The organism is Collinsella sp. OF02-10 (genome assembly GCF_003463445.1).
Classification (GTDB): domain Bacteria; phylum Actinomycetota; class Coriobacteriia; order Coriobacteriales; family Coriobacteriaceae; genus Collinsella.
Genome location: NZ_QSCW01000008.1, coordinates 18,063 through 43,920 on the forward strand (window position 1 = coordinate 18,063; position 25,858 = coordinate 43,920).

A 25,858-nucleotide genomic window follows, 5' to 3' on the forward strand; every position below is an offset into this window, starting at 1 on the left:
AGTATGCCTGAACGCTTGGTTTCGACGACATGCTTGGGAAATCTCAACGATCCGTCCTATGAACTCCTGCTTCGCCGGAAGTTGGGCGGCGTCTTTGAAGTTGACGAGCTACTGTTCGATTGGGACCGGGCTGATGTATGCGCGTTTGCGGGCGTGACGGAGCTGGGGCGCACGATCGATGTTCGGCTGGATGCTGCCGACGGCGGTCGTCTTGCCGATGGCGACGTGCTCGCCATCGACCGTTCGGGCATGGTGCCCGTGGCGGTTGTCGTGCGCCTGCGCAGCGCCGAGGTTTATTTGGTCGAAGTCGACCGCATGGATCCGATTGCGCTCGCGCATGCGTGCTGGGAGATCGGCAATATGCACGCGCCGCTTTTCCGAGGCGATTCGGACGAGCATACCGTGCGCATGTATACGCCGGTGCAGCCTGTTTTGGGCCGCATGCTCCGGGGCGTCGAGGGTGTTCGGCTCTCGGTGGTTACCCGTGAACTCGATGCGGACCGGCGCTTTGCATCGAGTGCGGCGGAGGCCGTCGTGAGCATGGCTCCCGACTTTACCATCGTAAAAAAGACGCGCGGCTAAGCGCGTATATACGCAAGGCGGGCTTTGAGGGGCGACCAATCAAGGTCCGTCTTGCTGTTGATAGGAGGCTTTGGGGAAGCATATGGGTCTTGAGGGAATCAAGCTGATTGCATGCGATTTGGACGGCACGTTGCTGCATCCGGGGGAGCGCGAGCCGCGTTCCGAGGCCTTTGAACTCATCGATGAACTGCATCGTCGCGGTATCGTGTTTATGCCGGCGAGCGGCCGTCAATATGCGAGCTTGCGCTACCTGTTTGCCCCGGTGGCCGATGAGCTCGCCTATGTATGCGAAAACGGAGCCCTGGTGATGAGCGAGGGGCGTGCCGTTGTCAAGCGCTCTATGGAGCGTGACCTGGCGATGGATATCGCGAATGCCGTGGTCGCCTACCCCCATGCCGACGTTACCCTTTCCTGCGAGGGGCACCTCTACACCATAAGCGGCAACGATGCGTTCGTCGACCATTTGCGCTATGAGGTCCACTGCGATGTGGCGGTGGTCGGCCGTCCCGAGGACATCGACGAGGACGTCATTAAGATTGCCTTCCAGATGCCCGAGGTGGATCAGCCGGCGGCCCTGGAGTATTTCGAGCGCCTCTTTAGCGACCGTGTTGACGTGATGACGTCGGGAACCGAATGGACTGACTTTATCGGCTTTGACTCGGGCAAGGGGTCCGCGCTTGCCGATTATGGTCGTGCCCTGGGGATCTCGCCCGATGCGATGATGGCGTTTGGCGACAATGAGAACGATCGCGACATGCTCAACGTCGTGGGCCATCCCTATCTGATGGAGAGCTGCAACCCTACCATGCGCGGTGTCAATGACCGTGTCCGCTACGTGCGCACGGTCGAAGAGGAACTGCATCGCCTGCTCGCCGAGTAGATATATGTGGCATGCCTAGAAATCGACTTTTTGCTGCAGAGTGCAGAAAGGTGGATTTTAAGGCATGTTCCAAACATTTACCGGCAGTCGGGGCAGAGACCCTCGAAGATGGTGTAGTGCGACGTGACGTGCCAGCCGATTTGCTCGGACGCCTTGGCGTCGATCTGGGCATCGAAGGGGAGCGGTACGTCGATGACGCGGCTGCACGAGGTGCAGATGATATGTGCGTGCGGCTCGATGGTGCGATCGAAGCGACTTCCGCCCGGCGTCTTGATGGAGAGAATCTCGCCGGCGTCGGCCAAGAGATTGAGGTTGCGGTAGACCGTACCGCGGCTGATTTTGTCATCCTGCGCGCGCACGACGTTGTAGATTTCGTCGGCGGTGGGATGGTTATAGCTTTGGCGCACGGCGTCAAGAACCAGCTTTCGCTGCCTGGTATTCCTTCTTTGCACCGCCATGCGCCTCGCCTCTTTTCTATTAACGGTCGTAGGTAAATGATACCGTATTTAGCACACAATACTAATAACGAGGCGTGAAACCGTCTTCATTGGCAAGTGGGGCTCGAGCCTGGGCGTCTGCGAGGCGAAAACGCGTTCCCATGCGCTCGTAGGAGGCATGAAGCGCTTCGAGATGAGATAGGATATTTGCCGGAGCTCCCTGTATCTCCATCTCGACTGAGCCGTCTTCCATGTTACGCACCCAGCCGGTGAGCGCGCGTGCCTGCGCGAGGTTGGTGTTGGTAAAGCGAAAGCCAACGCCCTGGACTTGCCCCGCCCAGCGCAGGAAATAGCGCAGGGGAGTGTCTTGAGTGGCCTCGTCGCTTGCGAGCACAGTAAGCCTGCGGCGCAGCTCGAGCTCGACGTTTGATGGTTTTTGAGGTTCTCGACTGCCGCCGGTGACGCTGGAGAAGAACGTATCGAAGAGGCCCATCGCTATGCCTGCTTGCCTGCGTCGGCCGGGAAGGTTATGCCGGCCTGCTGGCGCACGGCATCCATGATGCGCAGCGAGACGAGCGTGACATCGCGGTAGTGACCAAGTTCGTGACGTCCCGCCGGGGTCTCCCAAATCTCTTCCTTAACGTTATCGATGCCGCCGATGGCGGTGATAAAGTCTGTGAGTTCGTATTCCATAGTGTTGCTCGATTTGGGCAGGTCGAGCACGCGGCCGTTGTCGCCCTGTTCGCGCGGTGCCTCGGTCGCCGAGCCGCGTACGACATCGCCGCGATAGTCGATGCGGACGTTGCGGGGCGTGGACAGATGGTCGATCTGGATAGTGCCACGCTCGCCTTCGATCTGCGAGGGCAGCAGGTCATTCGTTATTTTGGAGTGCGCGAGCTCGACGGAGATACGGCCACCGCCGTAGCTGGCGAGGATGGAACCGCAGCCGTCGATGGGGCCGTGCGTGAGCTGTCGCGTGGCGGGGTCGAGCAGAGTAGCCATGCTCGTAAGGCCGGAGGGCATGCCGAAAATCTCGACCATGGGCTCGACGGTGTAGACGCCAATGTCCATGAGGGAACCCGATGCCATATTGCAGTCGAAGATATTGGTGGCGCGTCCCGCGAGAATCTCGTTGTAGCGCGAGGAATATTTGCCAAAGCGCAATGAGGCGCGGCGGATGGGGGCGATCTCGCCTAGGGCGTCCTCGATGGCGTGGAAGGCGGGGTCGTGGAGGGGACGCATGGCCTCGAGGGCCACGACACCTGCTGCCTCGGCAGCGCGGAAGACTTCCAGCGCCTGCGCTTCGGTGGCGCAGAAGGGCTTCTCGACGATGACGTGCTTGCCACCGGCGATGCAGGCAAGGGCCTGCTCGTAGTGAAGTGCGTTAGGGCTGCCGATATAGACGGCGTCGACGTCGGCGGCTGCCGCGAGCTCATCGAGTGAAGTAAAGTTTCGCTCGCCACCGCGCTCGGCGGTAAAGGCGGCGCCGCGATCTGCATCGCGCGAGAGCGTGCCCACAAACGCAGCTTGGTCGTTGGCGTTGACGACCTGGATAAAGTCGTCGGTGATCATGGATGTGCCGATGGTCGCTATACGCAGCATGTATCCCCCTCGTGCCGTTCGGTTTACAGGATGAGTGTAGCGCGAGGAGGCAGGAAATAGCGTGCGAAAACGCCGTTACAGGTCGCTCTCGTTAAAGCCAGTGTCGATATCGAGGTTGCTGCCGTCGGCCGCCGTGGTGGCAAGTTCGTCGCAGCGCTCGTTGAGCTCATGGCCGGCGTGACCCTTAACCCAGATGAACTCAATCTTGTGTTTGCTTTTGGCGGTGAGTAGGCGCTCCCACAGATCGCGGTTCTTGACAGGCTGCTTGTTGGCGGTCTTCCAACCGCGTTTTTTCCATCCGTCAATCCAGTGCTTGTTGAAGGCGTTGACGACGTATTGCGAATCGGAATGGACTTCGACCTCGCAGGGGCGGTTGAGTGCCTCGAGCGCCACGATAACCGCCATGAGTTCCATGCGGTTGTTGGTGGTCTTGGCGTAGCCGCGCGAAAGCTCGGAGGTAAAGGTCTTGCCGGCGGGGTTGGTGTATTTGAGCACGGCGCCGTAGCCGCCGCGCCCCGGATTTGATCGGGCCGAGCCGTCGGTATAGATGATGACCTTCACGGGCTTCCTTTCGTTGAGTGCGTTTCATGTGAGTGACCATTGTAGCGCCATGCCCGCCGGGGGCTAGCAATCTATGATTTCTGCCCCGTCTTCCGACAGTTGGTTGGCATGGATGATGCGGTTGAGCTCGTCGAGGTATTGTTGCAAGAGGGGAGAGGGCTTGCGCTCGTCGTGCATGATATAGCCTACGTGCATCGTTGGGGCGTCTGCTAACGGGATCGATGCCATACCCCATTGCATTTCATTGGAGAGGACGCCGGTCGACAGGGTGTAACCGTTCGACGTGATAAGTAAGTTGGTAAGTGTTCCGCGGTCCGAGATTCGTATGTTGCGGTCGCAAGGGATATAGCTAAAAGGTTCCTCGGCGTAATAGAAGGAGTTTGAGGTTCCCTGCTCAAAGCTGTAGCGCGTATAGGGCGTGAGGTCGGCAAGGGACAGCTGCGGGCGGCGTGCGAGCGGGTGGCGCTCGCTAACGAAGACGTGGACCGTCGCGTCGAATAGGGGATGGAAGCTTGCGCGGGCATCGGCGAAGGCCTTCTGCAGAACGCGGGCGTTAAAGTCATCCAGATACAGAATGCCGATATCGCTGCGAAACGCACGGACGTCATCGATGATCTGCGATGTGGTGGTCTCGCGCATGATGAACTCGAACTTGCTGTCGCGGCAGCGCTCGACTACGTTGACAAAGGCCTCGACCGAAAAGGCGTAGTGCTGGGCGGAAATGGCGAGGCGGGCTTGCGGGGTGCCACCGTCCTCGTAGCGTGCCTCGAGCATGTCGGCCTGCTCTACGACCTGGCGCGCATAGCCCAAAAGCTCGGTGCCGTCGTTGGTGAGCGTGACGCCGCGGCTGGAGCGCGTAAAGATCTCCAGATGGAGCTCTTGTTCTAGGCTTTTGACGGCGTTTGAGATGTTGGACTGAGCGGTATAGAGGCGCTGAGCTGCGGCGTTGATTGAGCCGGACTCTGCCACGGCGATAAGAAAACGAAGCTGCTGGAGTGTCATCGGTGCCCGTCCTTTCGATAGCTATCTAAAAAACCGATAACAGGTTAGCGCTTTTAAGTGATTGACCGAGCGAAACAATGCTCGTACTATTCAAAACACACAAAGGCGGTAGGTAATTAAGCCGACCACGGAACCGGGATGTCAAAAGGAGGACCGCATATGAACTGCTTACCAAGACGAATGCCGGGCTCCTGTTTGCGCCCGTCGGCGTGATCAGGAGACAGCGACTTACTTCTCTCTTTTTTATTTACTTTCGTTCGATCAAGGAGATCATCATGAGCCAGTTCATCAACAACCCCGAGCACACCTTTGGTTTCGATACCCTGCAGCTTCATGTTGGCCAGGAGAGCGCCGACCCCGCATCCGACTCCCGCGCCGTGCCTATCTACCAGACCACGAGCTATGTGTTCCGCAACTCCCAGCACGCCGCCGATCGCTTTGGTCTTGCCGACGCCGGTAACATCTACGGCCGTCTGACCAACTCCACCCAGGGCGTCTTTGAGGACCGTATCGCCGCGCTCGAGGGTGGCGTGGCCGGTCTTGCCGTCGCCTCCGGTGCCGCTGCCATCACCTATACCCTGCAGGCTCTTGCCCAGGCTGGTGACCACGTGGTGGCTCAGAAGACCATCTACGGCGGTTCCTACAACCTGCTCGAGCATACGCTCTCCCAGTTTGGCGTCGAGACCACGTTTGTCGATGCCCACAACCTGGAAGAGGTTGAGGGTGCCATCAAGGACAATACCACGGTCATCTATCTCGAGACGCTCGGCAACCCCAACTCTGACATCCCCAACATCGACGCCATCTCCGAGATCGCCAAGAAGCACGGTCTGCCGGTTGTCGTCGACAACACTTTCGGCACCCCGTATCTGTTCCGTCCGCTGGAGCATGGCGCCAACATCGTTGTCCACTCCGCAACCAAGTTCATCGGCGGCCACGGCACCTCGCTGGGCGGTGTGATCGTCGACGGCGGTAACTTCGATTGGAAGGCGAGCGGAAAGTACGCCCAGATCGCTGAGCCCAACCCCTCCTACCATGGCGTCTCGTTTGCCGAGGCTGCCGGTCCCGCCGCCTTCGCAACCTATGTCCGCGCCATCCTGCTGCGTGACGAGGGTGCCTGCATCAGCCCGTTCAACGCCTGGGTCCTGCTCCAGGGCACCGAGACCCTGTCGCTGCGCGTTGACCGTCATGTCGAGAACACCAAGAAGGTCGTTGAGTTCCTTGCCGGCGACAGCCGCGTTGCCAAGGTGAACCACCCGAGCCTGCCTGAGCACCCCGATCACGAGCTCTATCAGAAGTACTTCCCCAACGGCGGCGCTTCGATCTTCACCTTTGAGATTAAGGGTGACCAGGAGGCTGCCTGGAAGTTCATCGATCATCTGCAGGTGTTCTCGCTGCTCGCCAACGTGGCCGACGTCAAGTCGCTCGTCGTGCACCCGGCTACCACCACGCACTCCCAGCTCTCTGCCGAGGAGCTCGCCGAGCAGAACATCACGCCCTCCACGATCCGTCTTTCCATCGGTACCGAGAACGCCGAGGACATCATTTGGGATCTGAAGCAGGCCTTCGCCGTGCTGGACGAGTAAGGCGACTTGTGCAAGGACCCCTTGCGACTCGATAGGTATAACTGCATAAATGCCTGCTCAAGGCGCCTGCGCAAGCAATGGTTGCGCAGGCGTCTTTTTTGCATAGGAAGGGCGCTATTACAGGGTTTTTGGCATGCTTTATGCATTTGAGTTGTGGAAAACTCCTGTTGAGAGGATGTGAGTTTTACGCAATTGACGTGCGCCTTTTGAGTAAAACCGCAGGTCGCGATTTGCTCGAGGTACTATGCAGCGCGATCGAATCACACGCAGCTCAAACGCAGCAAAAACGCACTACGGAGGTTTCCAGCTACATGAGGATCGATTCACGAAAACCGAAAGCCGCTGCCCTTTCCGCCGCTCTGACCGTGGCACTTTTGGCAGGCGCCGGCGCAACTGATGCCCACGCGGCAACACTGTCCGATACGGTTGGATCTACGCCGTCCGAGGCGACGCTGGTACAGCCCGTTGATTATCGCGGCGATGGTTATGGTTCCATGCAGGAGTGGAACGCCTCGATGGAGGCCAAGCGCGATTCCCTTGAGATGCGCGCTCAGATCATTATGAATATGTATGGCGACTATGCTACCGATGACGAGCGCGCTGTGCTGCAGGGTTGTATCGACGGTGCGGGTAGTCTGTTGACGATGGGGGAGGTCGACGCGAAGTCGACCGAGCTCGATGAGCTGCGCACTGCGCTTGAGAATGCCAAGCGCGAAGCGCTCGAGGCCGCCGCAGCCGAGGCGGAGGCTGCCGAGGCCGCCCAGGCTTCGTACTACAACGCCGGTTACACTCCGTCCTACGCGTCTGCCGCGTCCTACGCGAACGGATCGGGCCTGACGCGCTCTGCGGGTGTCAATAACTACAACGGGCGCCGTGAGACCTATTACAGCAGCAACGTGTTGTATCACCACCGCACGGGCGAATGGACGCAGGATTCTGAGGGCTTCTGGCGCGATTCCGACGGCTATTACGTTGTTGCCGCGGGCGATATGGCCCAGGGCTCGACCTTTACGGGCTCCAAGGGTGATTGCAAGGTCTATGACTCCGGCTGCGCCGCCGGAACCACCGACTACTACACCGGTTGGTAATCTGCCATCAGAGCAAAATAGGCACATGATGGGCGGGCGTCTTTATCGAGCTTTCGGGCAACGTAAAGGCGCTCGTTTTATATTTGTATTTGGGTTAACAGAGCCCTTACCGTGGCACTACGTTGGGCATATGGGCGCGGGGCACACTAAGTCATGAGAAACAAAGTCTTTCCCGTGGAGGAAGTGGTCTCATGAACGCTCGAGATATCGCTATCGCCGCCGTCGCATTGGTACTTGGCTGTCTTGGCCCTACAGCTGCGCTTGTCGTAGGCATGCAGGGCTCGTGCGGGGCTGCTCCTATTGTGGTCGGCGCGCTCATCGCAGCAGCGCTGCTGGGAAGCGCGGGCGTGACCCTTTGCCGCGATGACGAGGACGAGATGCCGCAGGTGCGGCGCTAGCCGTTGTGAAGCTGGTTTTGCCCATAGATGAAGAAGGAAGCCGCCGCAAGGGGAGGGCCCCTTGCGGCGGCTTTGCTATTGAGGCTGTAGGCTGTAGCACGCCGGGCGCTACCAGCTGCCCTCGATTTCGCGGATGCGCGAATAGAGCCATTCGTTTTGCGGCACCTGGATGCCGTGCTTGGCCGCGAGGCGGCAGATGGTACCCGCAAATTCCTCGACCTCGGTTCTGCGTTGAGCGACGCGGTTCTGCGCCATCGAGGGCATGCCGGCGGGGTCGAGCCCTTTTATGAGACGCACCATTTGCGTTAGGTCTGCCTCGGTGAGCTCGATACCCTCGGCGTTGGCGACCGCAAGCGTTTCGCGCATGGCGGAAACAAAGCAGCGGCGCTGCTCGGAGCCCGGCTCCGTGGCGCTTCCGTAGGTCCCGCCGTACGCCATGCAGGTCTGGTTGATGCCGTCGTTGAGCATAAGTTTTGCCTACATGCGGTGGGCGATGTCGTCCTCGACGGTGTGGGCGATGCCGCAGCGCGTGTAGAGCCCGTCGATAGCGGTGACGGTCGCGGGGTCGGTGCCGGCGGCCGCACCAAAGCGGATCTCGCCCGCATTGGTAAAGGTGAGCGCGCCGTTGAGAAACACAGCGTCCATGCCTTGGCAGATTCCGAGGACGGTGTGCTCCCAGCCAAAGCGCTCGGCAATCTTCTGCTCGCTGGTGATGCCGTTGCACAGCGAGGCGATGAGCGTGTTGGGTCCCATGACGCGCTCCATGGTCTTGAGTGCTTGGTTGAGCCCCGTCGTCTTGACCGTCAGGATGACCAGATCGGCGGGTGTCGCCTCGCTGGCGCGGACGGACGTGAGATCGCAGGGCTTGCCGTTGACGGTGAGCGCGTCGTTCGCATGGCGCTCAAAGCGAGCGTCGTCCATAATGTATTCGACGGCATCGTTGCCGAGCGTCTTGGCAATCATGCTGCCATAGAGCAGCCCGACGCCGCCCTTGCCGATAAAGGCAACCTTGTTGATCTGCATGTGAATCATCTCCCCATATAAAAGGCGCCCGCGTAAGGGGCGCCTGATGGATTGTATGCTGCCAGGGTGATTGCTGGGTGCGCGGGGCGGCTGTTATGAAAAAGAAACGTTTGCCTGGGCTCTACGCTGCAGGGCAGACCGCAAAAACGCGCGCGAGGAATCCGACGCCATCGCGCACCTTGGGGAAGGTGCAGAAGATGACGGCGCTTGTGGCAGGAAGCTCGTCCAGATGGTCCATGACTTCGATCTGATAGCGGTCGACCGAGAGGATGTACTGCTCGCCGGGGTAGAGGTAGACGTCCTCGCGTGTGGTCACGCTTGGCTCCTTTCATCGGGCTTTTTGCTGATGTTAATGCGGTGCCGTGACAGCTCGATTTCTGCTGCGTTACGATACGTTCTCGATTGCGATTCCACGATGTTTCGGCTGCGTGACCATTGTGTTTCGCCTTGCCGGGGCGCTGATGGCGAAGGGAGGGGCCGTGCAATACCGCGTTGACCCCAAAAGCGGCAACCGTATCTCGGCGTTGGGGCTGGGCTGCATGAGGTTTCCCGGTGCGCCGGGACGCCCGGATGCGAAGACTGCCGACGCCATCATCTCCCGTGCGGTGGAGCAGGGGATTAACTACCTGGACACGGCCTATCTCTATCCCGGCAACGAGGCGTGCGTGGGGGCGTCGCTTGAGCGCCTGGGCTTGCGCGACCAGGTTTTGCTCGCAACCAAGCTGCCGCATGCTTCGTGCAAATGCGCGGAGGATTTCGATCGGTTCTTCGACGAGCAGCTGCGTCGCCTGCGGACCGACCGTATCGACTATTACCTCATGCACAACATTACCTCGCCCGCCCAGTGGGAACGTGTGGTGGCGTTGGGCATCGAGGACTGGATTGCGCGTCAAAAGGCGGCGGGGCGCATTCGCCAGATTGGTTTTTCGTACCACGGCAGCGCGGCGGATTTCATGACGATGCTCGATGCATATGAGTGGGACTTTTGCCAGATCCAGTACAATTACGCTGGAGAGCGATATCAGGCGGGAACAGCAGGACTCATGGCGGCCGCGGAGCGCGGGCTCGCGGTGTTTGTGATGGAGCCGCTGCTGGGCGGGCGTCTGGCGGGCAAGCTACCGCCGCGGGCTCGCGCTGTGCTCGACGACGCCCGTGACCCGCACCTGCGTACTCCTGCCGCCTGGGGGCTTTCGTGGGTGTGGAACCATCCTCAGGTGACGATGCTGCTTTCGGGCATGACCGATACCGCGCAGGTGGACGAGAATTCGTCACTGGCAGACCTCGCGTTGCCGAATTCGATGACTGCCAACCAGCTCGACACGATTGCGCGCGTGTTGATGGAGTTTGAGAAATCGAACCGTGTGCCCTGCACGGGATGTGGCTACTGCATGCCATGTCCCAAGGGTATCAACATTCCCGGCTGCTTTGCCGCCTACAACGCGAGCTATGCGCACAGCTGGTTTACGGGGCTGTCACAATACTTTACGGCGAGTGCGGTGCGCACGAGCGAGTCCAAGTTGGTGAGCAATTGCGTCAAATGCGGCAAATGCGCGCGGCATTGTCCGCAGCACATCGATATCCCCGGGCGCTTGGACGACGTACGCCGCCGTTTTCAGCCTGGTCCCGTGACGGCGGTGCTTAAGGCCTTCAACAAAACGCGCTCCTCATGACCCTTTTATAAGTTGCGGTGGAATACGGTCTGTTTGCGCCAAAATAAGGCACCAATAGACCGTATTTCACCGCAACTGATGAGGGGGAGTTGGAGATGCTGACGATCGGGTGTCATCTTTCGACGACGAAGGGCTATCGGGCGATGGGGGAGACGGCGTTGTCCATTGGCGCCAATACCTTTGCGTTCTTTACGCGCAACCCGCGCGGTGGCAAGGCAAAAGACTTTGACATGGATGACGTGGCGGCTCTGCGCGAGCTTATGGCACAAAACGACTTTGGACCGCTGGTGGCGCATGCCCCGTATACCTATAACCCCTGCTCGGCCAAAGAGCGGGCGCGCGAGTTTGCCCTGGAGGCCATGGCAGAGGACCTGCGGCGCATGGAAGCGCTGCCCGGCAACTACTACAATTTCCATCCCGGTGCGCATGTGGGGAAGGGCCCCGACGCCGGTATTCAGATGATCGTCGACACCCTGTGCCAGGTGATGTTTGAGGGCCAGCAGACGACGGTGCTGCTCGAGACCATGGCCGGCAAGGGCACCGAGGTGGGCCGCAGCTTTGAGGAGCTGGCGTGCATTATCGAGGGCGTTGCCGCCAAGTGCCCAGAGCTGTCCGATAAGCTGGGCGTTTGTTTGGACACCTGCCATGTGAACGATGCCGGCTACGACATCATCCATGATCTGGACGGCGTACTCGACGAGTTCGATCGCGTGGTGGGTATCGATCGCTTGCATGCTGTACACATCAACGATTCGAAGAACCCTTGTGGCGCCCATAAAGATCGTCACGAGTGCATCGGCAAGGGATACCTTGGCAGCGAGGAATTTGGTGGCGGTATGCAGGTTATGCAGAATATTGTATCGAATGGCCGTTTGCGTTCACTGCCGTTTATTTTGGAGACTCCGAACGAACTTGCAGGTTATGCAGCTGAAATTAGACTATTAAGGTCATTGCAGCAGTAATGACTGTCATAAAGTAGAGTATTCCATTCACGTTATGGGTTTGTTTCAATCAGTTTTCTCATTGCAGATTCGTAATTCCGGGTGCATAATAGCCAACAGTTTTTGCAGACCTCTGAATCAAACGAGGTCACCGGAAGGAGACTGATTATGAAGCTCAAGAAGCTTGGCGCATTTGCCGCCACGGGTGCCATGGCGCTCGCCCTTGCTCTGACGGGCTGCGGCTCGTCCAACGCCACCTCTGGTTCTGATGCCGGTTCCAGCAGCTCTGACGACGCTAAGGTCGAGAAGGTCGACGGCTCCAAGGAGTACGCACTCGTCAAGGACGGCACGCTGACCGTCGGCACCTCTGCCGAGTACGCCCCGTTTGAGTACAAGGACGACAACGGCGATTATCAGGGCTTTGACCTTGAGCTTATCAAGGCTATCGGCGACAAGCTGGGCCTGGATGTCGAGTACGTCAACAATGACTTTGACACGCTGGTTCCGGGCGTCGCTTCGGGTGCCAAGTATGACGTCTCCATCGCGGCTATCACTGACACGCCCGAGCGTGAGAAGGAAGTCACTTTCTCCGATTCCTACTACATGGACGATCAGGCCATCGTGACCAAGGTCGATAACGCCGACATCACGGCTGACAACTACAGCGAGAAGCTCAACAACGCCGACGCTACCATCATCGTCCAGTCTGGCTCGACCGCCGAGGCCTTTGCCCAGGAGAACTTCCCCAAGGCCAAGATCGTCCCCTACAAGGATGCTACCGAGTGCTTCAGCGCCTTGCAGTCCGATAAGGGTGACGCCGTAGTCACCAACCGCTCCGTTGCCAGCCAGCTGACCGCCGAGCAGTTCAACACCTGCCAGACCATCAAGCAGATCAGCACCGGCGAGGAGTACGCCATCGCCATCAACCAGGGCAACACCAAGCTCAAGGACGACATCAACCAGGCCATCAAGGACCTGACCGATGACGGTACCGTTGACGCCCTCATGGCTAAGTACAACATCAAGTAAAATAGCTACTTGATTGTGCGCGGGCCCTTTCCGTTTTGCGGAGAGGGCCTTTGCGCTTCTCTTGACGGAGAGTGTTTCCGTCTCGTTTTGCCGGCAACTTCTACGATAGGAGCCACCTTGTCTCGACTGAACAAAGGGGCCGCGGAGCAGCGTTTTTCACTGCCCGCCTTGCTCCAAAAGCTAGCCTGCGTCATGGCCGTGGCGCTCGCGCTGGTGTGCGCGGGGGCATATGCGCCCACGACCGCCCAGGCGCTTGAGACCGCAAAGATTACCGCCCGACCCAACACCGGTTCGGGCAGCGCTGTGGTCGGCGGCACCGAGACGCGCATTACCTGGGAAGTTCAGGCCGATGCCGACGAGGAGCTGAGCGGTCTTTCTTTGACGTTTGTCGACGGCACGACGTTTGGTACCGATGACACGCGATTGACGATGCTCTCGGGCGAGGACCTCATGGATCGTACGCCCATGAAACCCACGTGCAAGGCTGACGGCCAGACGCTCAAGATCGATTTTGGCGAGACGGCGCCTGCCGGCGGCTTTTTCCGTGTCGAGGTTTACGGCGTGACCTTCCCCGTCGAGGGCGGCGATGAGGCCTTTAGCGGCACCTATACGCTCGCCGACGGGTCGACCAAGAAGATCTCCAAGATTCCGTCGGTGGAGATCAAGGGCGTGACGGCCTTCGATAACTTCTTGGCCGACCTTAAAGAGCAGCCGTGGGTCGAGGCCTGGAACTCCAATATGTTCCTGCGCCTGTTCCTGAACCCGGTCATTTTGGTCCAGAGCCTGCCGATCGTCTTTAAGGGCTTCCTCATGTCGCTCTCGATCGTGCTCGTGGCGTTTCCGCTGGCAATTCCCTTCGGTTTTGCCCTGTCGCTCATGCGCATCTCCAAGTCGCGCATCCTGCGCTGCCTCGCCGGCATCTACGTGAATATCATTCGCGGTACGCCGGCGTTCCTGCAGATCTACATCGCGTTCTTCGGTCTGCCGTTGGCCGGCGTCAAGGTGGACGACTATGTCTTGGGCGTTATCGTCATGGCCATGAACTCGTCTGCGTACCTGTGCGAGATCTTCCGTGCCGGTATTCAATCAATCCCCAAGGGCCAAAACGAGGCTGCTCGCTCTCTGGGCATGAATGCCTTCCAGACGCTGCTCTACGTTATGATTCCGCAGACGTTCCGCAATGTTTTGCCTACGCTGACCAGCGAGTTTATCTTGCTTTACAAGGATACGTCGCTGCTTGCCGCCGTGGGTGTGGTCGAGATCGTCATGAACGCCCGTACCATCGTGGCCACGACGGGCTCCATTACACCGTACGTGGTTGCCGCTCTGTTCTATCTGGTCATCACCCTGCCGCTCGCTCGCTTGGTGAGCGGTCTTGAGGCGAGGCTTCTGGGCACGGCCGAGACCAAGAAGAAGCGTCCCGCCAAGAGCGCCGGACAGGTTGTCGCGACGCCCGCCGATCACATCGCCGGTCTGTAAGGAGGTCCTATCATGAGCGAAACCAATAACTCGAACGAGGTCGTCGTCAGTATCAAGAACCTCCAGAAGGCCTTTGGCGACAACGTGGTCCTGCGCGATATCGATCTGGATGTGCACAAGGGTGAGGTCGTTGTGGTCTTGGGCCCCTCGGGCTCGGGCAAGTCGACGATGCTTCGCTGCATCAACCGTCTGGAGCATCCCACGAGTGGCTCGATTGTCGTTGAGGGCGTGGACGTGTGCGCCAAGGGTGTCGACCTTAACAAGGTACGTACGCATCTGGGTATGGTGTTCCAGCAGTTCAATTTGTTCCCGCACCTCTCAGTCAAAAAGAACGTCATGCTCGCGCAGCAGAAGGTACTCAAGCGCAGCAAGGAAGAGGCCGAGAAGATTGCCGTCGAGGAGCTGACCAAGGTCGGTCTTGCCGAGCGTATCGACTTTATGCCGAGCCAGCTCTCGGGCGGCCAGCAGCAGCGCGTTGCCATCGCTCGCGCCCTGTCGATGAACCCGCACGTCATGCTCTTTGACGAGGCCACCTCGGCGCTCGACCCCGAGCTCGTGCGCGACGTCCTGGGCGTCATGCGCGACTTGGCGCGCGACGGCATGACCATGATCGTCGTGACGCACGAGATGGGCTTTGCCCGCGATGTCGCCGACCGCGTCGTCTTTATGGACGGCGGCGTCATTGTGGAAGAGGGTACGCCGAGTGAGGTCTTCGACCACCCCAAGAGCGAGCGCACCAAGGCGTTCTTGGGCAATATTTCGTAGCCGGCTGATGTAACTGCCGTTACAAAAGAGCGGGGCTGGACTTGAATCCAGCCCCGCTCTTTTGTAGGGATGGGGATGCGCTTTGATGCAGGCTCTCTTGGAGACCCCGGGCTCGTTACGCGAGCTCGGCTCCGAGGGCCTTGCAAGCGGTCTCGCCCTCGTCGTCGGGCGCGTCGTAGCAGATGGTGGAGTCCACGACGTTGACGCCGGTCTCGTCGGCGTCGGCCTTCCAGTTGTCCATCCACTCGCCTTCGGCCCACGAATAGGAGCCAAAGAGGACGACCTTCTTGTCGCCGAGAGTCTCCTTGACCTCGTCCCACATCGGCTGGAACTCATCGTACTCGAGTTCCTCGGAGCCCATGGCGGGACAGCCGAAGGCGAAGGCATCATATTCGGCGGCCTTGTCGGCAGAGAAGTCGGCGCAGGGGATGACCTCGGTCTCGGCACCCGCGGACGTGGCGCCTTCGGCGACGAGGTTTGCCATGGCCTCGGTGTTGCCCGTGCCGCTCCAGTAGACGACGGCGATCTTGCTCATGTTAAGTCCTTTCAGTTGTGCGGCAGTTGCCGCGGCTTCTATGTTCTATCGGGTTGCCTGGGCAAGTTGCGCCAAGCTGCAGCCCTGCTGATAGACAAAGGTGAGGTATTGAGTGCAGGCACGGTAGGCGTCAAACATCGCAAGCGCTTGCTCGACATTCGTGTAGACCTTCCAAGCTCCAAAGACCTTGTAGTTCTCGCCGCGCTGGACGATAAACTCGTGCACGTCGTCGTAGGGATATCCAAGGAAGTAGCCTATTTCGTGCGGAAACTCGCAGGTGCAGTCGTTGCTGCAGCTAGCTTGCTGGGGTAGTGCGCATCGAGTCTGGCTACAAGCGCATTCCGCGATGTTATTGCTCGCGAGCGTGATGCGTGATGCCAAATGCACAAGGCATGTCGAAAGGTCTCTCGTGTCGTAGCCTTCCGAGGCGAGCGCTGTTTGGGCGCGAGGGTCTGCGAAATAGGTGGCGAGGCTTTTGGCTCGGTACACGTACACGAGTGCTCCGCAGGGCCGCCAGACCAAAACACTCAGGTGGATGCCGAGCGGGTCAAGCTCGCGATTGCACTGGGCGATAACGTTGAGCAGGCGCGCGCGGCGTTCTGCGATGGTTTCGGTTGTGGTCGAGCCGTCCCCGTGGGCGTAGGTGCCTGGATAGGTAAAGAGCGATGCCGGCTTGATGCCCGCGAGCGTGGGAGAGCAGTTGCGCACGACTGCTGCCTGAAACGTTGGGATGTCTATGGTTCGAGTCACGGCGCTCCTTACGGATCTAAACTGTTAGCCTAGGAAAACTTATACACGAAAGTAAGCCATGGTCAACAAAAAAGTTTGAAGAGGGAAACTAATTGACCGAACAGACATGATTTTGGGTTAAGATGGGGACACCCCATGGGGGTATCTAGATAGTGCTACTTGAAAGGGGAGCGCATGAGTGACTTGCTCAACCCTGCGAATCTCATCGTGCTGGCCGTCATTGCCGTCGGCATGTTTTTTGGACTGCGTCGCATTGCCGCTTCGACACACGGGAAGAGTTGTTGCAGCGATGGTGCGAGCGGCAAGAAGGCCAAAAAGGTTGTTGTGGTGGATACCGATGCGTCACACTATCCCTATAGCGATGAGCTGCTCATCGGCGGCATGAGCTGTGAAGGCTGCGCTCAGAACGTAGCCAATGCCCTCAATGCGCTGGATGGTGTGTGGGCTACGGTAACGTACGCGGACCACACAGCGCGTGTGCGCTCCAAGCGGCCGATCAATCGCGGTGTCCTTGAGACTGCCGTGAGAGATGCGGGTTACTACGTCATGACGCTGTAAGCGTCGCTCTGGGTGCGCTTCCTTGGCTAGGCTCGGCCGCGTAGCTCGATGTCTTGAATGTCGTCGAAGTTAATGGCGATATCCCTGAGTTTGAGCAGCTTGTATGCCGGCAGCACCTCGACCAGGATGCCGGTGCGGGAGCGATAGCCGTACGTATCGTAATAGGTGACGCGCACCAAATCGCCGCGTTTGAGGCCCTCGAGCTTTTTCGAAAGCTCGAGGGCTTTTTCTTCTGTGAGTTCGCATTTGGGCTCAACAGTGATCTCTTGTTTGCGCACGAGCTCGTAGTATCCCGTGAGGGCGGCAAAGGGCATAAACTGCGCGGCACGGCCGGCACGGACGGCGCCGTTAGCGGTGAGCTTGGGGTCGGCGGAGCGACGTCTTCCCTCGGGGTCCGCTAGGCGTTCAAAAGGTGTCGGTGGCCGCATCGGCTGCTGTTGGGGCTTAGGCACGGTGCCCCCCTACCTGATCGTTGCGTTCGCGTGCGGTGGCGCCGGCGGTAAAGCTCAGTCCCTTAACCAGCGCGTTCTTGCCGTATTTGCCCTTTACGGCCAGGACGGCACGGGCCAGGTCGCGCTCGCGCTCATCGGCCTCGACGTCGCTAAACAGATCGATGGTGGCAAACTCCTCCGGCATGAGGTTGCCAAATCCCAGGTTGATGCGCTTGACTGGTCGTTTGGGATCGACAGTCTGCGCCCAGAGCTCATCGAAATAGCCCATGATCTTCTTAAACGAATTGGTGCGCTCGGGCAGCTTGCGCGAGGCGTTGGAGTGCGCAAAGAGTGCGGCATAGCCACCGCGCGGTTTGCCGCCATGCTCTCCCACAAAGATGCCATCGATAGCCTGCGCCTCCCGCACCAGGCGGCGTCGTTCGTCATCGCGCTGGACGGGCTTGGGCGCACGGGGCGCGAGTTCAGGGCCGGCGGTTGCGGTGGGTTCGATACTCGACGTGCTCGAGCGCAGGTGCCCGCATCCGTCCACATATTGCGCTGTACCGCTGGCGTCGAGGCGGCGTATGTCGGCGCGCTCGCTTGCGTAGCCCACAAAGAGCGAGATGCTGTCGCAGACCACGTGCTTATCGACTAGGTCCAACACGGCGTTGTCGACCATCTCGCGCAAGACGGTGTAGGCCTGCTCGTAGGCATAGCCCTTCGAGAGCACCTGCCCTGTGGTGGTCGAAGTCGCTTGCGGGCGATAGGCTTGGATATCGGCGATGGTTGTCGGCTCACGCCCGAAGGCGTGGTCGATAAGATACTCGGCATTGACGCCGAGCTCGTCGTAGAGCAGGTTTTCGTCGAGCGCCGCGACCCCCATCAGGTCGTAGACGCCGTATTTCTCGAGACGGGCCGCCACGCCGGGGCCGATGCCCCAGATGTCGGTGATGGGGCGATGGGGCCAGATCTCCTTGCGAAAGGTCTCGTCGTCGAGTGTGCCGATGCGACTGGGCACATGCTTGGCGGTGATATCGAGTGCTACCTTGGCCTGGAATAGGTTGGGGCCGATGCCGACCGTCGCCGTGATGCCGGTGCGCGCGAGGACCTCATCGCGCAACATACGGGCGAAGCCTTCCGCATCGGTGTGATAGAGGTCCAGATAGGGTGTCACGTCGATAAAGCACTCGTCAATTGAGTAGACGTGAACGTCTTGCGGACTGACGTATTCCAGGTAGATACCGTAGATCTGCGCCGACACCTCCATGTAGTGCTGCATGCGCGGTACGGCCTTAATGTAGTCGATACCATCGGGTATTTCGAACAGGCGACAGCGGTTGTGAATCCCTAAGTCCTTCATAGCCTGCGTGATAGCGAGACAGATAGTCGTGCGTCCGCGCGATTCGTCGGCAACGACCAGGTTGGTGGTGAGCGGATCGAGCCCACGATCGACGCATTCGACGCTGGCATAAAACGTCTTGAGGTCGATGCAGATGTAGGTGTGCTGCTCGTGCGCCATCCGTGCCTCCCATCAAACACATGTTCTTATCGAATACCTGTTCGATAATACCTGCTCGACCGGACACCGTCAAAACCTGCCCCTTTTTGGCAGGTATGGTCGTGCGGCTGCATCGGGTTTTTAACGCAGCCCTAAAGAGTGCGTAACAGCTCGGAAAAGCTCGCTTCGTAGCATGAGGCTAACGATTGATACCACCATAAAGCACGGAAGGGTTGTGGGGATAATGGTCAACTATGGGTTTGGTATGCCGACGCGCTTGGTTGCGGATGGGGATGTGGCTCGCTGGTGCGGGCGATTGGTTGCCCACTATGGCGGCACCAAGGCACTGGTCGTGCTGGGAGGCGACAAGCACACGCGTGATGAGCTCGTTTCGGCGGCGCTGGGCTCGCTCGATCGCGCCCTGCTCGAGCGCGTGCTTTTCCGCTGCGGCTCGGTTGAAGGCGACGGAGGAGACGAGCTGATCGACGAAGCCGTGGCCCTGGCGACCGACGAAGGCGTGGACTTTGTCTTGGCGATTGGCGATGCCGATACTGCCGGCTTTGCGCGCGAGCTCGCCCGTCGCATGGCGGCGCTCGATGTCGGCGAAGACGGTTTTGTCCCTTATGGATGTATCGTCTCGGAGGGCAAGGTGCCTGCCGTCGTGGGGGCCGGCGAGGTTCCCGTTTTTGCCATCATCGCGCCCGAACTGCTGGAGGGCATCGGGTCTCCTCTGCGTGAGTTGCTCGGTAGCGTCTGCGCTGCGGCCTAATATTTGGCATAAAGGGATAGGTTATTTTTGATTGGTAAAGCGTTTGACCTGCCAAATTAAACCTGTCCCTTTTTGGTCGGTTGCCGTTTGGGGGCCGATTGGCAACGCTCGCTGATTATAGTCTTGACCTGCGCTAGAATAGTGGCATCTGAATGTCCGGGCGCATGGAGGCGTGCGCCCGTATGCTGAGGAGGACTCTATGGCAACTGTTGCCGCACCTATCGATGCTACGTCGACTGCCGCTTGGAAGGCGCTCGAGGCCCATCAGGAGAAGCTCGAGGCCGAGGGTATCGACCTCAAGGCCTGGTTCGCCGCCGATGCCGAGCGCGTGAACAAGCTGAGCTTTGACGCCGGTGACCTGCACTTCGACCTGTCCAAGAACCTGGTGACTGATGAGACCGTCAAGCTGCTGTGCGATCTTGCCCGCGAGGTGAAGCTCGAGGAGCGCCGCGACGCCATGTTCTCCGGCGAGCACATCAACACCACCGAGGACCGCGCCGTCCTGCACACCGCGCTGCGCCGCCCGGCAAGCGAGAAGGGCCAGCTCATCGTCGACGGCCAGGACGTCGTCGCCGACGTGCACGAGGTTCTCGACCGCATGTATGCCTTCGCCGAGCGCGTGCGCTCCGGTGAGTGGAAGGGTGTTACCGGCAAGAGGATCGAGCATCTGGTGTCCATCGGCATCGGCGGCTCCGATCTGGGCCCGGTCATGGCCTACGAGGCCCTGCGTCCCTATGCCGACGCCGGTATCGACTGCCGCTATATCTCCAATATCGACCCCAACGACCAGGCAGAGAAACTCCGCGGCCTGGATCCCGAGACCACGCTCGTGATCATCGTCTCCAAGACCTTCACCACGCTCGAGACCCTCACCAACGCCCGCGAGGTCAAGACTTGGATGCTCGAGCAGCTCAAGGCTCAGGGCGCCATCGACGGCTCCGATGAGCAGAACGCCGAGGCCGTGGCAAAGCACTTCGTCGCCGTTTCCACCGCACTCGAGAAGGTCGAGGCCTTCGGTATCGACCCCGCCAATGCCTTCGGCTTCTGGAACTGGGTCGGCGGCCGCTATTCTGTCGACTCCGCCGTGGGCCTGTCGCTGATCGTCGTGCTCGGTCCCGAGCGCTTCCAGCAGTTCCTCGAGGGCTTCCACGCCATCGACGAGTACTTCTGCAACACGCCGCTCGAGAACAATGCCGTCGCGCTGATGGGCCTGCTCAACGTCTGGTACGTCAACTTCTTCGGTTCCAAGAGCCACGCCGTGCTGCCGTACTGCCAGTACCTGCACCGTTTCCCGGCCTACCTGCAGCAGCTCACCATGGAGTCCAACGGCAAGCATGTCCGCTGGGACGGCAGCGCCGTGACCTCCGACACCGGCGAGATCTTCTGGGGCGAGCCCGGCACCAACGGCCAGCATGCCTTCTACCAGCTGCTGCACCAGGGCACCGTGGTGGTTCCGGCCGATTTCATTGCCTTCGCCAATACCGCCAACCCTGCGACCGATGGCGGTCAGGACGTGCACGAGCTGTTCCTGGGCAACTTCCTGGCCCAGACCAAGGCGCTCGCCTTTGGCAAGACGGCCGACGAGGTTCGTGCCGAGGGCACGCCCGAGCAGATTGTCCCGGCTCGCTGCTTTGAGGGCAACCGTCCGACGACCTCGATTTTCGGTGACACGTTGACCCCGTTCGCACTCGGCGAGCTCATCGCTCTGTACGAGCACATCACGTTTGTCGAGGGCACGGTCTGGGGCATCGACTCCTACGACCAGTGGGGCGTCGAGCTGGGCAAGCAGCTTGCCAAGCAGATCACTCCTGCCTTCCACGACGACGCCGCCAAGGCTGAGCAGGACGCTTCGACCCAGGCGCTCATCGAGTTCTATCGCGCGCATCGCAAGTAGGATTCGCTGCGAAAACTAACGCATAGCCGACAAGGGCCCGTATCCGTTGGGATGCGGGCCCTTTGCTATCTGGATAGAATGGAATGTATCGGGAGGCGCCTCGACGGGCATCGCAATCGTCGAAGGCACGCCGTTCATGTTTGGGACAATGTGACATTTTTCCCGTTGCAAACAGCGCCGCCGTGGGTGTTCTGTATGATGGCTCAGACAAGGTTGCTCAATGACAGGGAGGCACATATGGCAATCAAAGCCATCGCAATGGATATCGACGGTACGCTCACCAACGACCAAAAGGTCATCAGCCCGCGTACGCGCGAGAAGCTGCTCGCGGCGCAGGAGTCGGGCATTAAGCTCATCTTGGCTTCGGGCCGTCCCGCATGGGGGCTGCACGCCTTGGCGCAGGAGCTCGACCTTCAAAACCATGACGGTCTGCTAGTTGCCTTTAATGGCGCGCATGTGGTCGATGCCCAGACCGACGAGGTGCTGTTCGATCAGGCTATGCCTGCCGACGAATTGCATCGCCTGATTGATCACCTGCGTAATTATGACGTGATCCCTATGATTTCGCTCGGTCGCGATTTGCACGTCGAGGACTCGTACCATTGCATGATCACGCTGCCTGACGGCTCGCAGAAGAATATCGTCAAGTATGAGCGCGACGCGTGCGATCTTAAGATTCGCGAGGTGGAGAGCCTGCATGAGGTCGCTGATGCTTATCCCGTGGACAAGCTGCTGACGGCGGGCGATCCGACCTACCTGCAGGCGCATCACGAGGAGATGTATGCGCCCTTTAAGCAGACGCTTTCGGGCATGTTTACGGCTGACTGGTACTTTGAGTACACGGCGCCCGGTATCGACAAGGCCCGCGCGCTCGAGGGTGCCCTGCCCAAGCTCGGCATCGATGCCAGCGAGGTCGTCTCGTTTGGCGACGGCCAGAACGACAAGTCCATGATCGAGTGGGCTGGTACCGGCGTCGCCATGGGTAACGCTGTCGATGAAGTCAAGGCCGTGGCCCAGATGGTGACCGCCAACAACAACGAAGACGGTATCGCGGTAGCACTTGACCAACTGCTGGGTTAGAATCGCCGATAGTGCATGGTTCGGGCGTCCGCTTGCGGGCGCCCTTTTGCTAGGGAGGGTGCCGTGTCCGCATTTCCGTTCGACGCCGTTATCTTTGACATGGACGGCGTCATTGTCGATACCGAGTATTACTACCTGGGCGAGACTGCCGCGTTTGCCAAGGAGCTTGGGTTGAATCTGACCCAAGAGGAGTTGAACGGGCAGGTTGGTACCTCACATCAGTTCTTCCTGCATATGCTGGTCGATTGGTTTGAGCGCGCCGGTAAAGGGCACTTCACTGGCGAGGAAGCATTGGCCCGTTGGGACGAGTGGGCGCATAAGCGTCCGCGTGACTACCAGGCTTTGATTAACCCGGGCGCCGTGGATACGATTCGCGAGCTGCCGCGCCGCGGCGTTCGCGTGGCGCTTGCCAGCTCGTCTCCCATGGATAGCATCGAGGAAGTGCTCAATGCATGCGGGCTGTCGGATGCCTTTGAGTATGTGGTGAGCGGCGAGCAGTTTAAGGAGAGCAAGCCCGAGCCCGACATCTACCTGCATGCGCTGGACCTGTTGGGGCTGCCTGCGGTCCGTTGCTGCTGCGTTGAGGATTCGGTGCCTGGCATCACTGCCGGCAAGCGTGCCGGCCTGACGGTCATTGCCAAGCGCGAAGAGCGCTTTGGCTTTAGCCAGGATGCCGCGGACAAGATCATCGACCAGCTGCCGGAGCTGCTGGAGCTTTCTTAGGAGCGCGGTAGTTGCGCGTTTTTCGGGTCTGATGAGTAAATAGCCGACATTTTGGTGCGACACCTAGCATACTTTAAGCTAATGCGGGCTTAAGGACTTGTTGAATGCCCCTAAGTCCGTTTTAGACTTAATTGTGCTTGGAGAGGGTATATGCCACCGACTGAAGGGCTAACTGACGGTAAAGCAGCGATACCGCTGTACCAACAGGTTATCGATATCATCAAAAACGAAATCAACTCCGGTGCCTACAAGGCAGGTGCGCGGATACCCAACGAATTCGAATTGGCTGAGAGCTATAAAGTTGGCCGCGTTACCGTGCGACGCGCTATTGAGGAGCTCGTCCAACAGGGTTATCTAACGAAGCGACAGGGGAAAGGCACGTTTGTCAATGCCCCCAAGCTCAAGCGCAAGATTCGCCAGAAGGATGACGTCCAGAGTTTTTCGGACGCATGCCGCGTTAACGGAATGGAACCAGGGGCGCGTGTCATTTCGAGAAAGATGCTGCCGGCGGATTCCACCGAAGCACAGTTCTTTGGTGTTCCCGTTGGAACTGACTTGATCTGCGTTGAGCGCGTGCGTACTGCCGATGGCGTCCCCGTCATGCTCGAGAACAACATATATGTTTACGAGGACAACGCCTATCTATCAACGGCACCTCTATCTAACCAATCCATTTTTGAGTTCGTGCGCAACCGGACGGGCCGCACGCCCGCGTTTACCGACCCATGCACGCTTGAGATCGCGTGTGCGTCGCCCGAGGTCGCTCGGTTGTTGGCAGTTCCCGTTGGCGAACCCTTGTTTTATATGGAAGCCTTCTTTTTCGATGAGCAGCGGCGGCCGTTTTTCATCGGTCGTCAGCGGATCGTTGGGTCTCGCTACGTTTTTGACATCTAGGACATTGCGTATGAAAGCGCCCGGTGGATCATCTCACCGGGCGTTTCCATACCGTTCACGGCGCAAACGCAACCGTTCAACCGCGTTGCGGCAATCAGTTTGAAATTATCTTGATGGCGAGAAAAGCTGCTGGTAACCTATAGAACGTCATAGAACGTTTGTCTTATGCAAACGTTGAAGCGAGATGCGATGCAGTCTCGAGTTCTTTGGAGGTATCTATGTCAGATACGAAGGCGAAGAAGACAAACAGACGTTTTAAGTTCAAATTACCGCATGTCTATACGATCATGTTCTTGCTGATCGTTGTCTTTGCGGTCTTGACTTGGATCGTTCCCTCTGGTCAGTATCAGCGCAAGACGATTTCGACAGCGGCGGGCGAGCGTGAAGTCGCCGTTGCTGGAACCTATGAACAGGTCGATAAGAACTACACCGATTCCGAGACCGGCGAGACCATCAATCTGGGGCAGGATATCTTCGCGGTCCTGCAAGCGCCCACTAAGGGCATCCAGGAGGCTGCCGACGTCGTTGCGTTCGTCTTATTGATTGGCGGATCGTTCGCAATCATCACCAAGACCAACGCTTTGAATGCCGGCATGAGCCGTGTGATTAAAAAGCTCAAGAACAAGGACATCCTCATCATTCCCATCACGATGACGTTGCTGTCCATTTGCGGCACCACGTTTGGTATGTCTGAGGAAGCCCTGCCGTTCTATGCCATCTTCATTCCCATCATGATGGGTATCGGTTATGACTCGATGACGGCATTCATCATCTGCTTCCTTGGTCCTAACCTGGGATATTGCGCTTCGACCATCGATCCGTTTAATGTTTTGATCGCCCAGGGCATCATTGGCATCGAGGGCAATCCGCAACTGTGGCTGCGCGCCGTTTCTTGGGTCATCTTCACTGCCGTCGGTATCGCATGGGCCATGCGCTACGCCATGCGCGTCAAGAAAAACCCCGAGTCGTCCATTACGTACGAGGACGATAAGCTCAAGCGTATTGAGTTTTCCGTGACCGATGCCTCCATCGAGGAAGAGTTCACTACCCGTCAGAAGCTCGTGCTTATCGATTTTGCTTGCGGTATGGGCATTATCGTCTGGGGTCTTGTGACCCAGGGTTGGTACATGAATGAGATTTCCGCCGTGTTCCTTGGCATGGGTTTGCTTGCCGGTATCCTGGGCGGTCTTGACCAGCAGACGATTGCTGAGGAGTTCGTTAAAGGTCTCGCCGACTTTGCGTACGCCGCCATCGTTATCGGTATCGCTCGCGGTATTCTGGTCATCGCCGAGGGCGGCATGATCATCGACACCATCCTCCAGGCGCTCGCTACTGCGCTCGCCGGTGCACCCGCCGCCGTCTACACCACGTTTATGTATATCGTCCTTGGCCTGCTCTCTTTGCTGGTTCCCTCGAGTTCTGGCCTGGCGGCACTCACCATGCCTGTTATGGGCCCCCTGACCGAGCTCATGGGCCTCAATCCCGAGGCGGCCGTTACCGCGCTCCAGTTTGCCAACCAGACCATCAACACCATCAGTCCCGTGGCGGGCATGACGGTTGCCGGCCTTGGCGTGGCTAAGATTTCGTTTGGCCAATGGTGGAAGACCATTTGGAAGTTCTTCATCTTCATGGTCGTCTTTGGCCTGATCGTAACGGCAATTTCTGGCATGCTTCCGGCGTAGG

General features: G+C 59.0%; 29 protein-coding genes. 17 read left to right on the forward strand and 12 right to left on the reverse strand.

What is annotated here, in order from left to right:
* Nucleotides 1-3: 3 nt before the first annotated feature.
* Together DXA43_RS05285 and DXA43_RS05290 are read left to right on the forward strand one after the other, a co-directional pair.
* Nucleotides 4-582, forward strand: a complete 579-nt coding sequence (locus DXA43_RS05285; protein ID WP_089572974.1) for an urease accessory protein UreE — start codon at nt 4-6, stop codon at nt 580-582.
* Nucleotides 583-664: 82 nt separating this feature from the next.
* Nucleotides 665-1,462 carry an HAD-IIB family hydrolase gene (locus tag DXA43_RS05290; protein WP_117806471.1) on the forward strand — a complete coding sequence of 266 codons (798 nt, stop codon included), beginning with the start codon at nt 665-667 and terminating at the stop codon, nt 1,460-1,462.
* 77 nt (nt 1,463-1,539) lie between these two features.
* On the opposite strand, the gene DXA43_RS05295 is transcribed toward DXA43_RS05290, so the two are convergent.
* From DXA43_RS05295 to DXA43_RS05315, 5 genes are all read right to left on the reverse strand, one after another.
* On the reverse strand, nt 1,540-1,920 hold the full coding sequence (locus DXA43_RS05295) for a Fur family transcriptional regulator (RefSeq protein ID WP_199580532.1): 381 nt from the start codon (nt 1,918-1,920) through the stop codon (nt 1,540-1,542).
* 61 nt (nt 1,921-1,981) lie between these two features.
* Nucleotides 1,982-2,392: an acylphosphatase gene (locus DXA43_RS05300; RefSeq protein WP_117786322.1), complete on the reverse strand. Its 411-nt coding sequence runs from the start codon at nt 2,390-2,392 to the stop codon at nt 1,982-1,984.
* A gap of 2 nt (nt 2,393-2,394) precedes the next feature.
* The gene (locus tag DXA43_RS05305; protein WP_117806472.1) at nt 2,395-3,501 is read right to left on the reverse strand and encodes a Gfo/Idh/MocA family protein; all 1,107 of its coding nucleotides are present in this window, start codon (nt 3,499-3,501) and stop codon (nt 2,395-2,397) included.
* Between the two features lie 75 nt (nt 3,502-3,576).
* The gene (gene rnhA, locus DXA43_RS05310; protein ID WP_117786324.1) at nt 3,577-4,062 is read right to left on the reverse strand and encodes a ribonuclease HI; all 486 of its coding nucleotides are present in this window, start codon (nt 4,060-4,062) and stop codon (nt 3,577-3,579) included.
* A 63-nt stretch (nt 4,063-4,125) separates the two neighbouring features.
* Complete coding sequence (locus tag DXA43_RS05315; RefSeq protein ID WP_117786325.1) at nt 4,126-5,064, reverse strand: LysR family transcriptional regulator; 939 nt, start codon at nt 5,062-5,064, stop codon at nt 4,126-4,128.
* 275 nt (nt 5,065-5,339) lie between these two features.
* On the opposite strand from DXA43_RS05315, the gene DXA43_RS05320 reads away from it, so the two are divergent.
* The 3 genes from DXA43_RS05320 (at nt 5,340) to DXA43_RS05330 (ending at nt 8,136) form a co-directional block, all read left to right on the forward strand.
* Nucleotides 5,340-6,650 carry an O-acetylhomoserine aminocarboxypropyltransferase/cysteine synthase family protein gene (locus tag DXA43_RS05320; RefSeq protein ID WP_117806473.1) on the forward strand — a complete coding sequence of 437 codons (1,311 nt, stop codon included), beginning with the start codon at nt 5,340-5,342 and terminating at the stop codon, nt 6,648-6,650.
* Nucleotides 6,651-6,961: 311 nt separating this feature from the next.
* A complete protein-coding gene (locus tag DXA43_RS05325) occupies nt 6,962-7,738 on the forward strand; it encodes a hypothetical protein (RefSeq protein WP_117735792.1) in 777 nt (258 codons plus the stop codon).
* Nucleotides 7,739-7,929: 191 nt separating this feature from the next.
* Nucleotides 7,930-8,136 (forward strand): hypothetical protein, encoded by a 207-nt coding sequence (locus DXA43_RS05330; protein ID WP_117735791.1) that lies wholly within the window; start codon nt 7,930-7,932, stop codon nt 8,134-8,136.
* Nucleotides 8,137-8,244: 108 nt separating this feature from the next.
* Here the strand turns inward: DXA43_RS05330 and DXA43_RS10440 are convergent, their stop codons facing one another.
* The 3 genes from DXA43_RS10440 to DXA43_RS05340 form a co-directional block, all read right to left on the reverse strand.
* A complete protein-coding gene (locus DXA43_RS10440; protein WP_233540022.1) occupies nt 8,245-8,604 on the reverse strand; it encodes a ketopantoate reductase family protein in 360 nt (119 codons plus the stop codon).
* Between the two features lie 9 nt (nt 8,605-8,613).
* Nucleotides 8,614-9,159 (reverse strand): ketopantoate reductase family protein, encoded by a 546-nt coding sequence (locus DXA43_RS10445; RefSeq protein WP_233540023.1) that lies wholly within the window; start codon nt 9,157-9,159, stop codon nt 8,614-8,616.
* A gap of 121 nt (nt 9,160-9,280) precedes the next feature.
* Nucleotides 9,281-9,475, reverse strand: coding sequence for a hypothetical protein (locus tag DXA43_RS05340; protein WP_117735789.1), 195 nt, complete (start codon nt 9,473-9,475; stop codon nt 9,281-9,283).
* 163 nt (nt 9,476-9,638) lie between these two features.
* Between DXA43_RS05340 and DXA43_RS05345 the strand changes: the two genes are divergently transcribed.
* The 5 genes from DXA43_RS05345 (at nt 9,639) to DXA43_RS05365 (ending at nt 15,043) form a co-directional block, all read left to right on the forward strand.
* Nucleotides 9,639-10,829 carry an aldo/keto reductase gene (locus DXA43_RS05345; RefSeq protein ID WP_117806474.1) on the forward strand — a complete coding sequence of 397 codons (1,191 nt, stop codon included), beginning with the start codon at nt 9,639-9,641 and terminating at the stop codon, nt 10,827-10,829.
* A 95-nt stretch (nt 10,830-10,924) separates the two neighbouring features.
* The gene (locus DXA43_RS05350; RefSeq protein WP_117806475.1) at nt 10,925-11,791 is read left to right on the forward strand and encodes a deoxyribonuclease IV; all 867 of its coding nucleotides are present in this window, start codon (nt 10,925-10,927) and stop codon (nt 11,789-11,791) included.
* A gap of 147 nt (nt 11,792-11,938) precedes the next feature.
* Nucleotides 11,939-12,799, forward strand: a complete 861-nt coding sequence (locus DXA43_RS05355; RefSeq protein WP_117773776.1) for an ABC transporter substrate-binding protein — start codon at nt 11,939-11,941, stop codon at nt 12,797-12,799.
* Nucleotides 12,800-12,916: 117 nt separating this feature from the next.
* A complete protein-coding gene (locus DXA43_RS05360; RefSeq protein ID WP_231501583.1) occupies nt 12,917-14,278 on the forward strand; it encodes an ABC transporter permease subunit in 1,362 nt (453 codons plus the stop codon).
* 12 nt (nt 14,279-14,290) lie between these two features.
* The gene (locus DXA43_RS05365; protein WP_055251428.1) at nt 14,291-15,043 is read left to right on the forward strand and encodes an amino acid ABC transporter ATP-binding protein; all 753 of its coding nucleotides are present in this window, start codon (nt 14,291-14,293) and stop codon (nt 15,041-15,043) included.
* Nucleotides 15,044-15,158: 115 nt separating this feature from the next.
* Here the strand turns inward: DXA43_RS05365 and DXA43_RS05370 are convergent, their stop codons facing one another.
* Both DXA43_RS05370 and DXA43_RS05375 read right to left on the reverse strand, forming a co-directional pair.
* A complete protein-coding gene (locus DXA43_RS05370; protein WP_117806476.1) occupies nt 15,159-15,578 on the reverse strand; it encodes a flavodoxin in 420 nt (139 codons plus the stop codon).
* Between the two features lie 45 nt (nt 15,579-15,623).
* On the reverse strand, nt 15,624-16,328 hold the full coding sequence (locus DXA43_RS05375; RefSeq protein WP_117640804.1) for a DUF3793 family protein: 705 nt from the start codon (nt 16,326-16,328) through the stop codon (nt 15,624-15,626).
* 174 nt (nt 16,329-16,502) lie between these two features.
* Between DXA43_RS05375 and DXA43_RS05380 the strand changes: the two genes are divergently transcribed.
* Complete coding sequence (locus DXA43_RS05380; RefSeq protein ID WP_089573009.1) at nt 16,503-16,886, forward strand: heavy-metal-associated domain-containing protein; 384 nt, start codon at nt 16,503-16,505, stop codon at nt 16,884-16,886.
* A gap of 26 nt (nt 16,887-16,912) precedes the next feature.
* On the opposite strand, the gene DXA43_RS05385 is transcribed toward DXA43_RS05380, so the two are convergent.
* A complete protein-coding gene (locus tag DXA43_RS05385) occupies nt 16,913-17,338 on the reverse strand; it encodes a hypothetical protein (protein ID WP_233540024.1) in 426 nt (141 codons plus the stop codon).
* The gene (locus DXA43_RS05390; protein WP_117806478.1) at nt 17,331-18,836 is read right to left on the reverse strand and encodes a DNA repair protein; all 1,506 of its coding nucleotides are present in this window, start codon (nt 18,834-18,836) and stop codon (nt 17,331-17,333) included. Before DXA43_RS05390 ends, DXA43_RS05385 begins: the two co-directional genes overlap by 8 nt.
* Nucleotides 18,837-19,059: 223 nt before the next feature.
* On the opposite strand from DXA43_RS05390, the gene DXA43_RS05395 reads away from it, so the two are divergent.
* The 6 genes from DXA43_RS05395 (at nt 19,060) to DXA43_RS05420 (ending at nt 25,857) form a co-directional block, all read left to right on the forward strand.
* Nucleotides 19,060-19,584 carry an iron-containing alcohol dehydrogenase gene (locus DXA43_RS05395; RefSeq protein ID WP_099431475.1) on the forward strand — a complete coding sequence of 175 codons (525 nt, stop codon included), beginning with the start codon at nt 19,060-19,062 and terminating at the stop codon, nt 19,582-19,584.
* A gap of 199 nt (nt 19,585-19,783) precedes the next feature.
* Nucleotides 19,784-21,478 carry a glucose-6-phosphate isomerase gene (pgi, locus tag DXA43_RS05400; protein ID WP_117806479.1) on the forward strand — a complete coding sequence of 565 codons (1,695 nt, stop codon included), beginning with the start codon at nt 19,784-19,786 and terminating at the stop codon, nt 21,476-21,478.
* A gap of 237 nt (nt 21,479-21,715) precedes the next feature.
* Complete coding sequence (locus DXA43_RS05405; protein WP_117806480.1) at nt 21,716-22,558, forward strand: Cof-type HAD-IIB family hydrolase; 843 nt, start codon at nt 21,716-21,718, stop codon at nt 22,556-22,558.
* 63 nt (nt 22,559-22,621) lie between these two features.
* The gene (locus tag DXA43_RS05410; RefSeq protein WP_370448006.1) at nt 22,622-23,281 is read left to right on the forward strand and encodes an HAD family hydrolase; all 660 of its coding nucleotides are present in this window, start codon (nt 22,622-22,624) and stop codon (nt 23,279-23,281) included.
* A gap of 150 nt (nt 23,282-23,431) precedes the next feature.
* On the forward strand, nt 23,432-24,175 hold the full coding sequence (locus DXA43_RS05415) for a GntR family transcriptional regulator (RefSeq protein WP_117806482.1): 744 nt from the start codon (nt 23,432-23,434) through the stop codon (nt 24,173-24,175).
* Between the two features lie 218 nt (nt 24,176-24,393).
* Complete coding sequence (locus tag DXA43_RS05420; protein WP_117716559.1) at nt 24,394-25,857, forward strand: YfcC family protein; 1,464 nt, start codon at nt 24,394-24,396, stop codon at nt 25,855-25,857.
* The last annotated feature ends 1 nt before the right edge of the window (nt 25,858 follow it).

Bases quoted from the DNA above. Each gene is read 5' to 3' on its own strand.
- DXA43_RS05300 (WP_117786322.1), bottom strand. From the start codon at position 2,392: ATGGGCCTCTTCGATACGTTCTTCTCCAGCGTCACCGGCGGCAGTCGA.
- DXA43_RS10440 (WP_233540022.1), bottom strand. From the start codon at position 8,604: ATGCTCAACGACGGCATCAACCAGACCTGCATGGCGTACGGCGGGACC.
- DXA43_RS05365 (WP_055251428.1), top strand. From the start codon at position 14,291: ATGAGCGAAACCAATAACTCGAACGAGGTCGTCGTCAGTATCAAGAAC.
- DXA43_RS05370 (WP_117806476.1), bottom strand. From the start codon at position 15,578: ATGAGCAAGATCGCCGTCGTCTACTGGAGCGGCACGGGCAACACCGAG.
- DXA43_RS05325 (WP_117735792.1), top strand. From the start codon at position 6,962: ATGAGGATCGATTCACGAAAACCGAAAGCCGCTGCCCTTTCCGCCGCT.
- DXA43_RS05405 (WP_117806480.1), top strand. From the start codon at position 21,716: ATGGCAATCAAAGCCATCGCAATGGATATCGACGGTACGCTCACCAAC.
- DXA43_RS05315 (WP_117786325.1), bottom strand. From the start codon at position 5,064: ATGACACTCCAGCAGCTTCGTTTTCTTATCGCCGTGGCAGAGTCCGGC.
- DXA43_RS05380 (WP_089573009.1), top strand. From the start codon at position 16,503: ATGAGTGACTTGCTCAACCCTGCGAATCTCATCGTGCTGGCCGTCATT.
- DXA43_RS05305 (WP_117806472.1), bottom strand. From the start codon at position 3,501: ATGCTGCGTATAGCGACCATCGGCACATCCATGATCACCGACGACTTT.
- DXA43_RS05420 (WP_117716559.1), top strand. From the start codon at position 24,394: ATGTCAGATACGAAGGCGAAGAAGACAAACAGACGTTTTAAGTTCAAA.
- DXA43_RS05290 (WP_117806471.1), top strand. From the start codon at position 665: ATGGGTCTTGAGGGAATCAAGCTGATTGCATGCGATTTGGACGGCACG.
- DXA43_RS05330 (WP_117735791.1), top strand. From the start codon at position 7,930: ATGAACGCTCGAGATATCGCTATCGCCGCCGTCGCATTGGTACTTGGC.
- DXA43_RS05355 (WP_117773776.1), top strand. From the start codon at position 11,939: ATGAAGCTCAAGAAGCTTGGCGCATTTGCCGCCACGGGTGCCATGGCG.
- DXA43_RS10445 (WP_233540023.1), bottom strand. From the start codon at position 9,159: ATGCAGATCAACAAGGTTGCCTTTATCGGCAAGGGCGGCGTCGGGCTG.
- DXA43_RS05320 (WP_117806473.1), top strand. From the start codon at position 5,340: ATGAGCCAGTTCATCAACAACCCCGAGCACACCTTTGGTTTCGATACC.
- pgi (WP_117806479.1), top strand. From the start codon at position 19,784: ATGGCAACTGTTGCCGCACCTATCGATGCTACGTCGACTGCCGCTTGG.
- DXA43_RS05350 (WP_117806475.1), top strand. From the start codon at position 10,925: ATGCTGACGATCGGGTGTCATCTTTCGACGACGAAGGGCTATCGGGCG.
- DXA43_RS05395 (WP_099431475.1), top strand. From the start codon at position 19,060: ATGGTCAACTATGGGTTTGGTATGCCGACGCGCTTGGTTGCGGATGGG.
- DXA43_RS05390 (WP_117806478.1), bottom strand. From the start codon at position 18,836: ATGGCGCACGAGCAGCACACCTACATCTGCATCGACCTCAAGACGTTT.
- DXA43_RS05295 (WP_199580532.1), bottom strand. From the start codon at position 1,920: ATGGCGGTGCAAAGAAGGAATACCAGGCAGCGAAAGCTGGTTCTTGAC.
- DXA43_RS05415 (WP_117806482.1), top strand. From the start codon at position 23,432: ATGCCACCGACTGAAGGGCTAACTGACGGTAAAGCAGCGATACCGCTG.
- DXA43_RS05285 (WP_089572974.1), top strand. From the start codon at position 4: ATGCCTGAACGCTTGGTTTCGACGACATGCTTGGGAAATCTCAACGAT.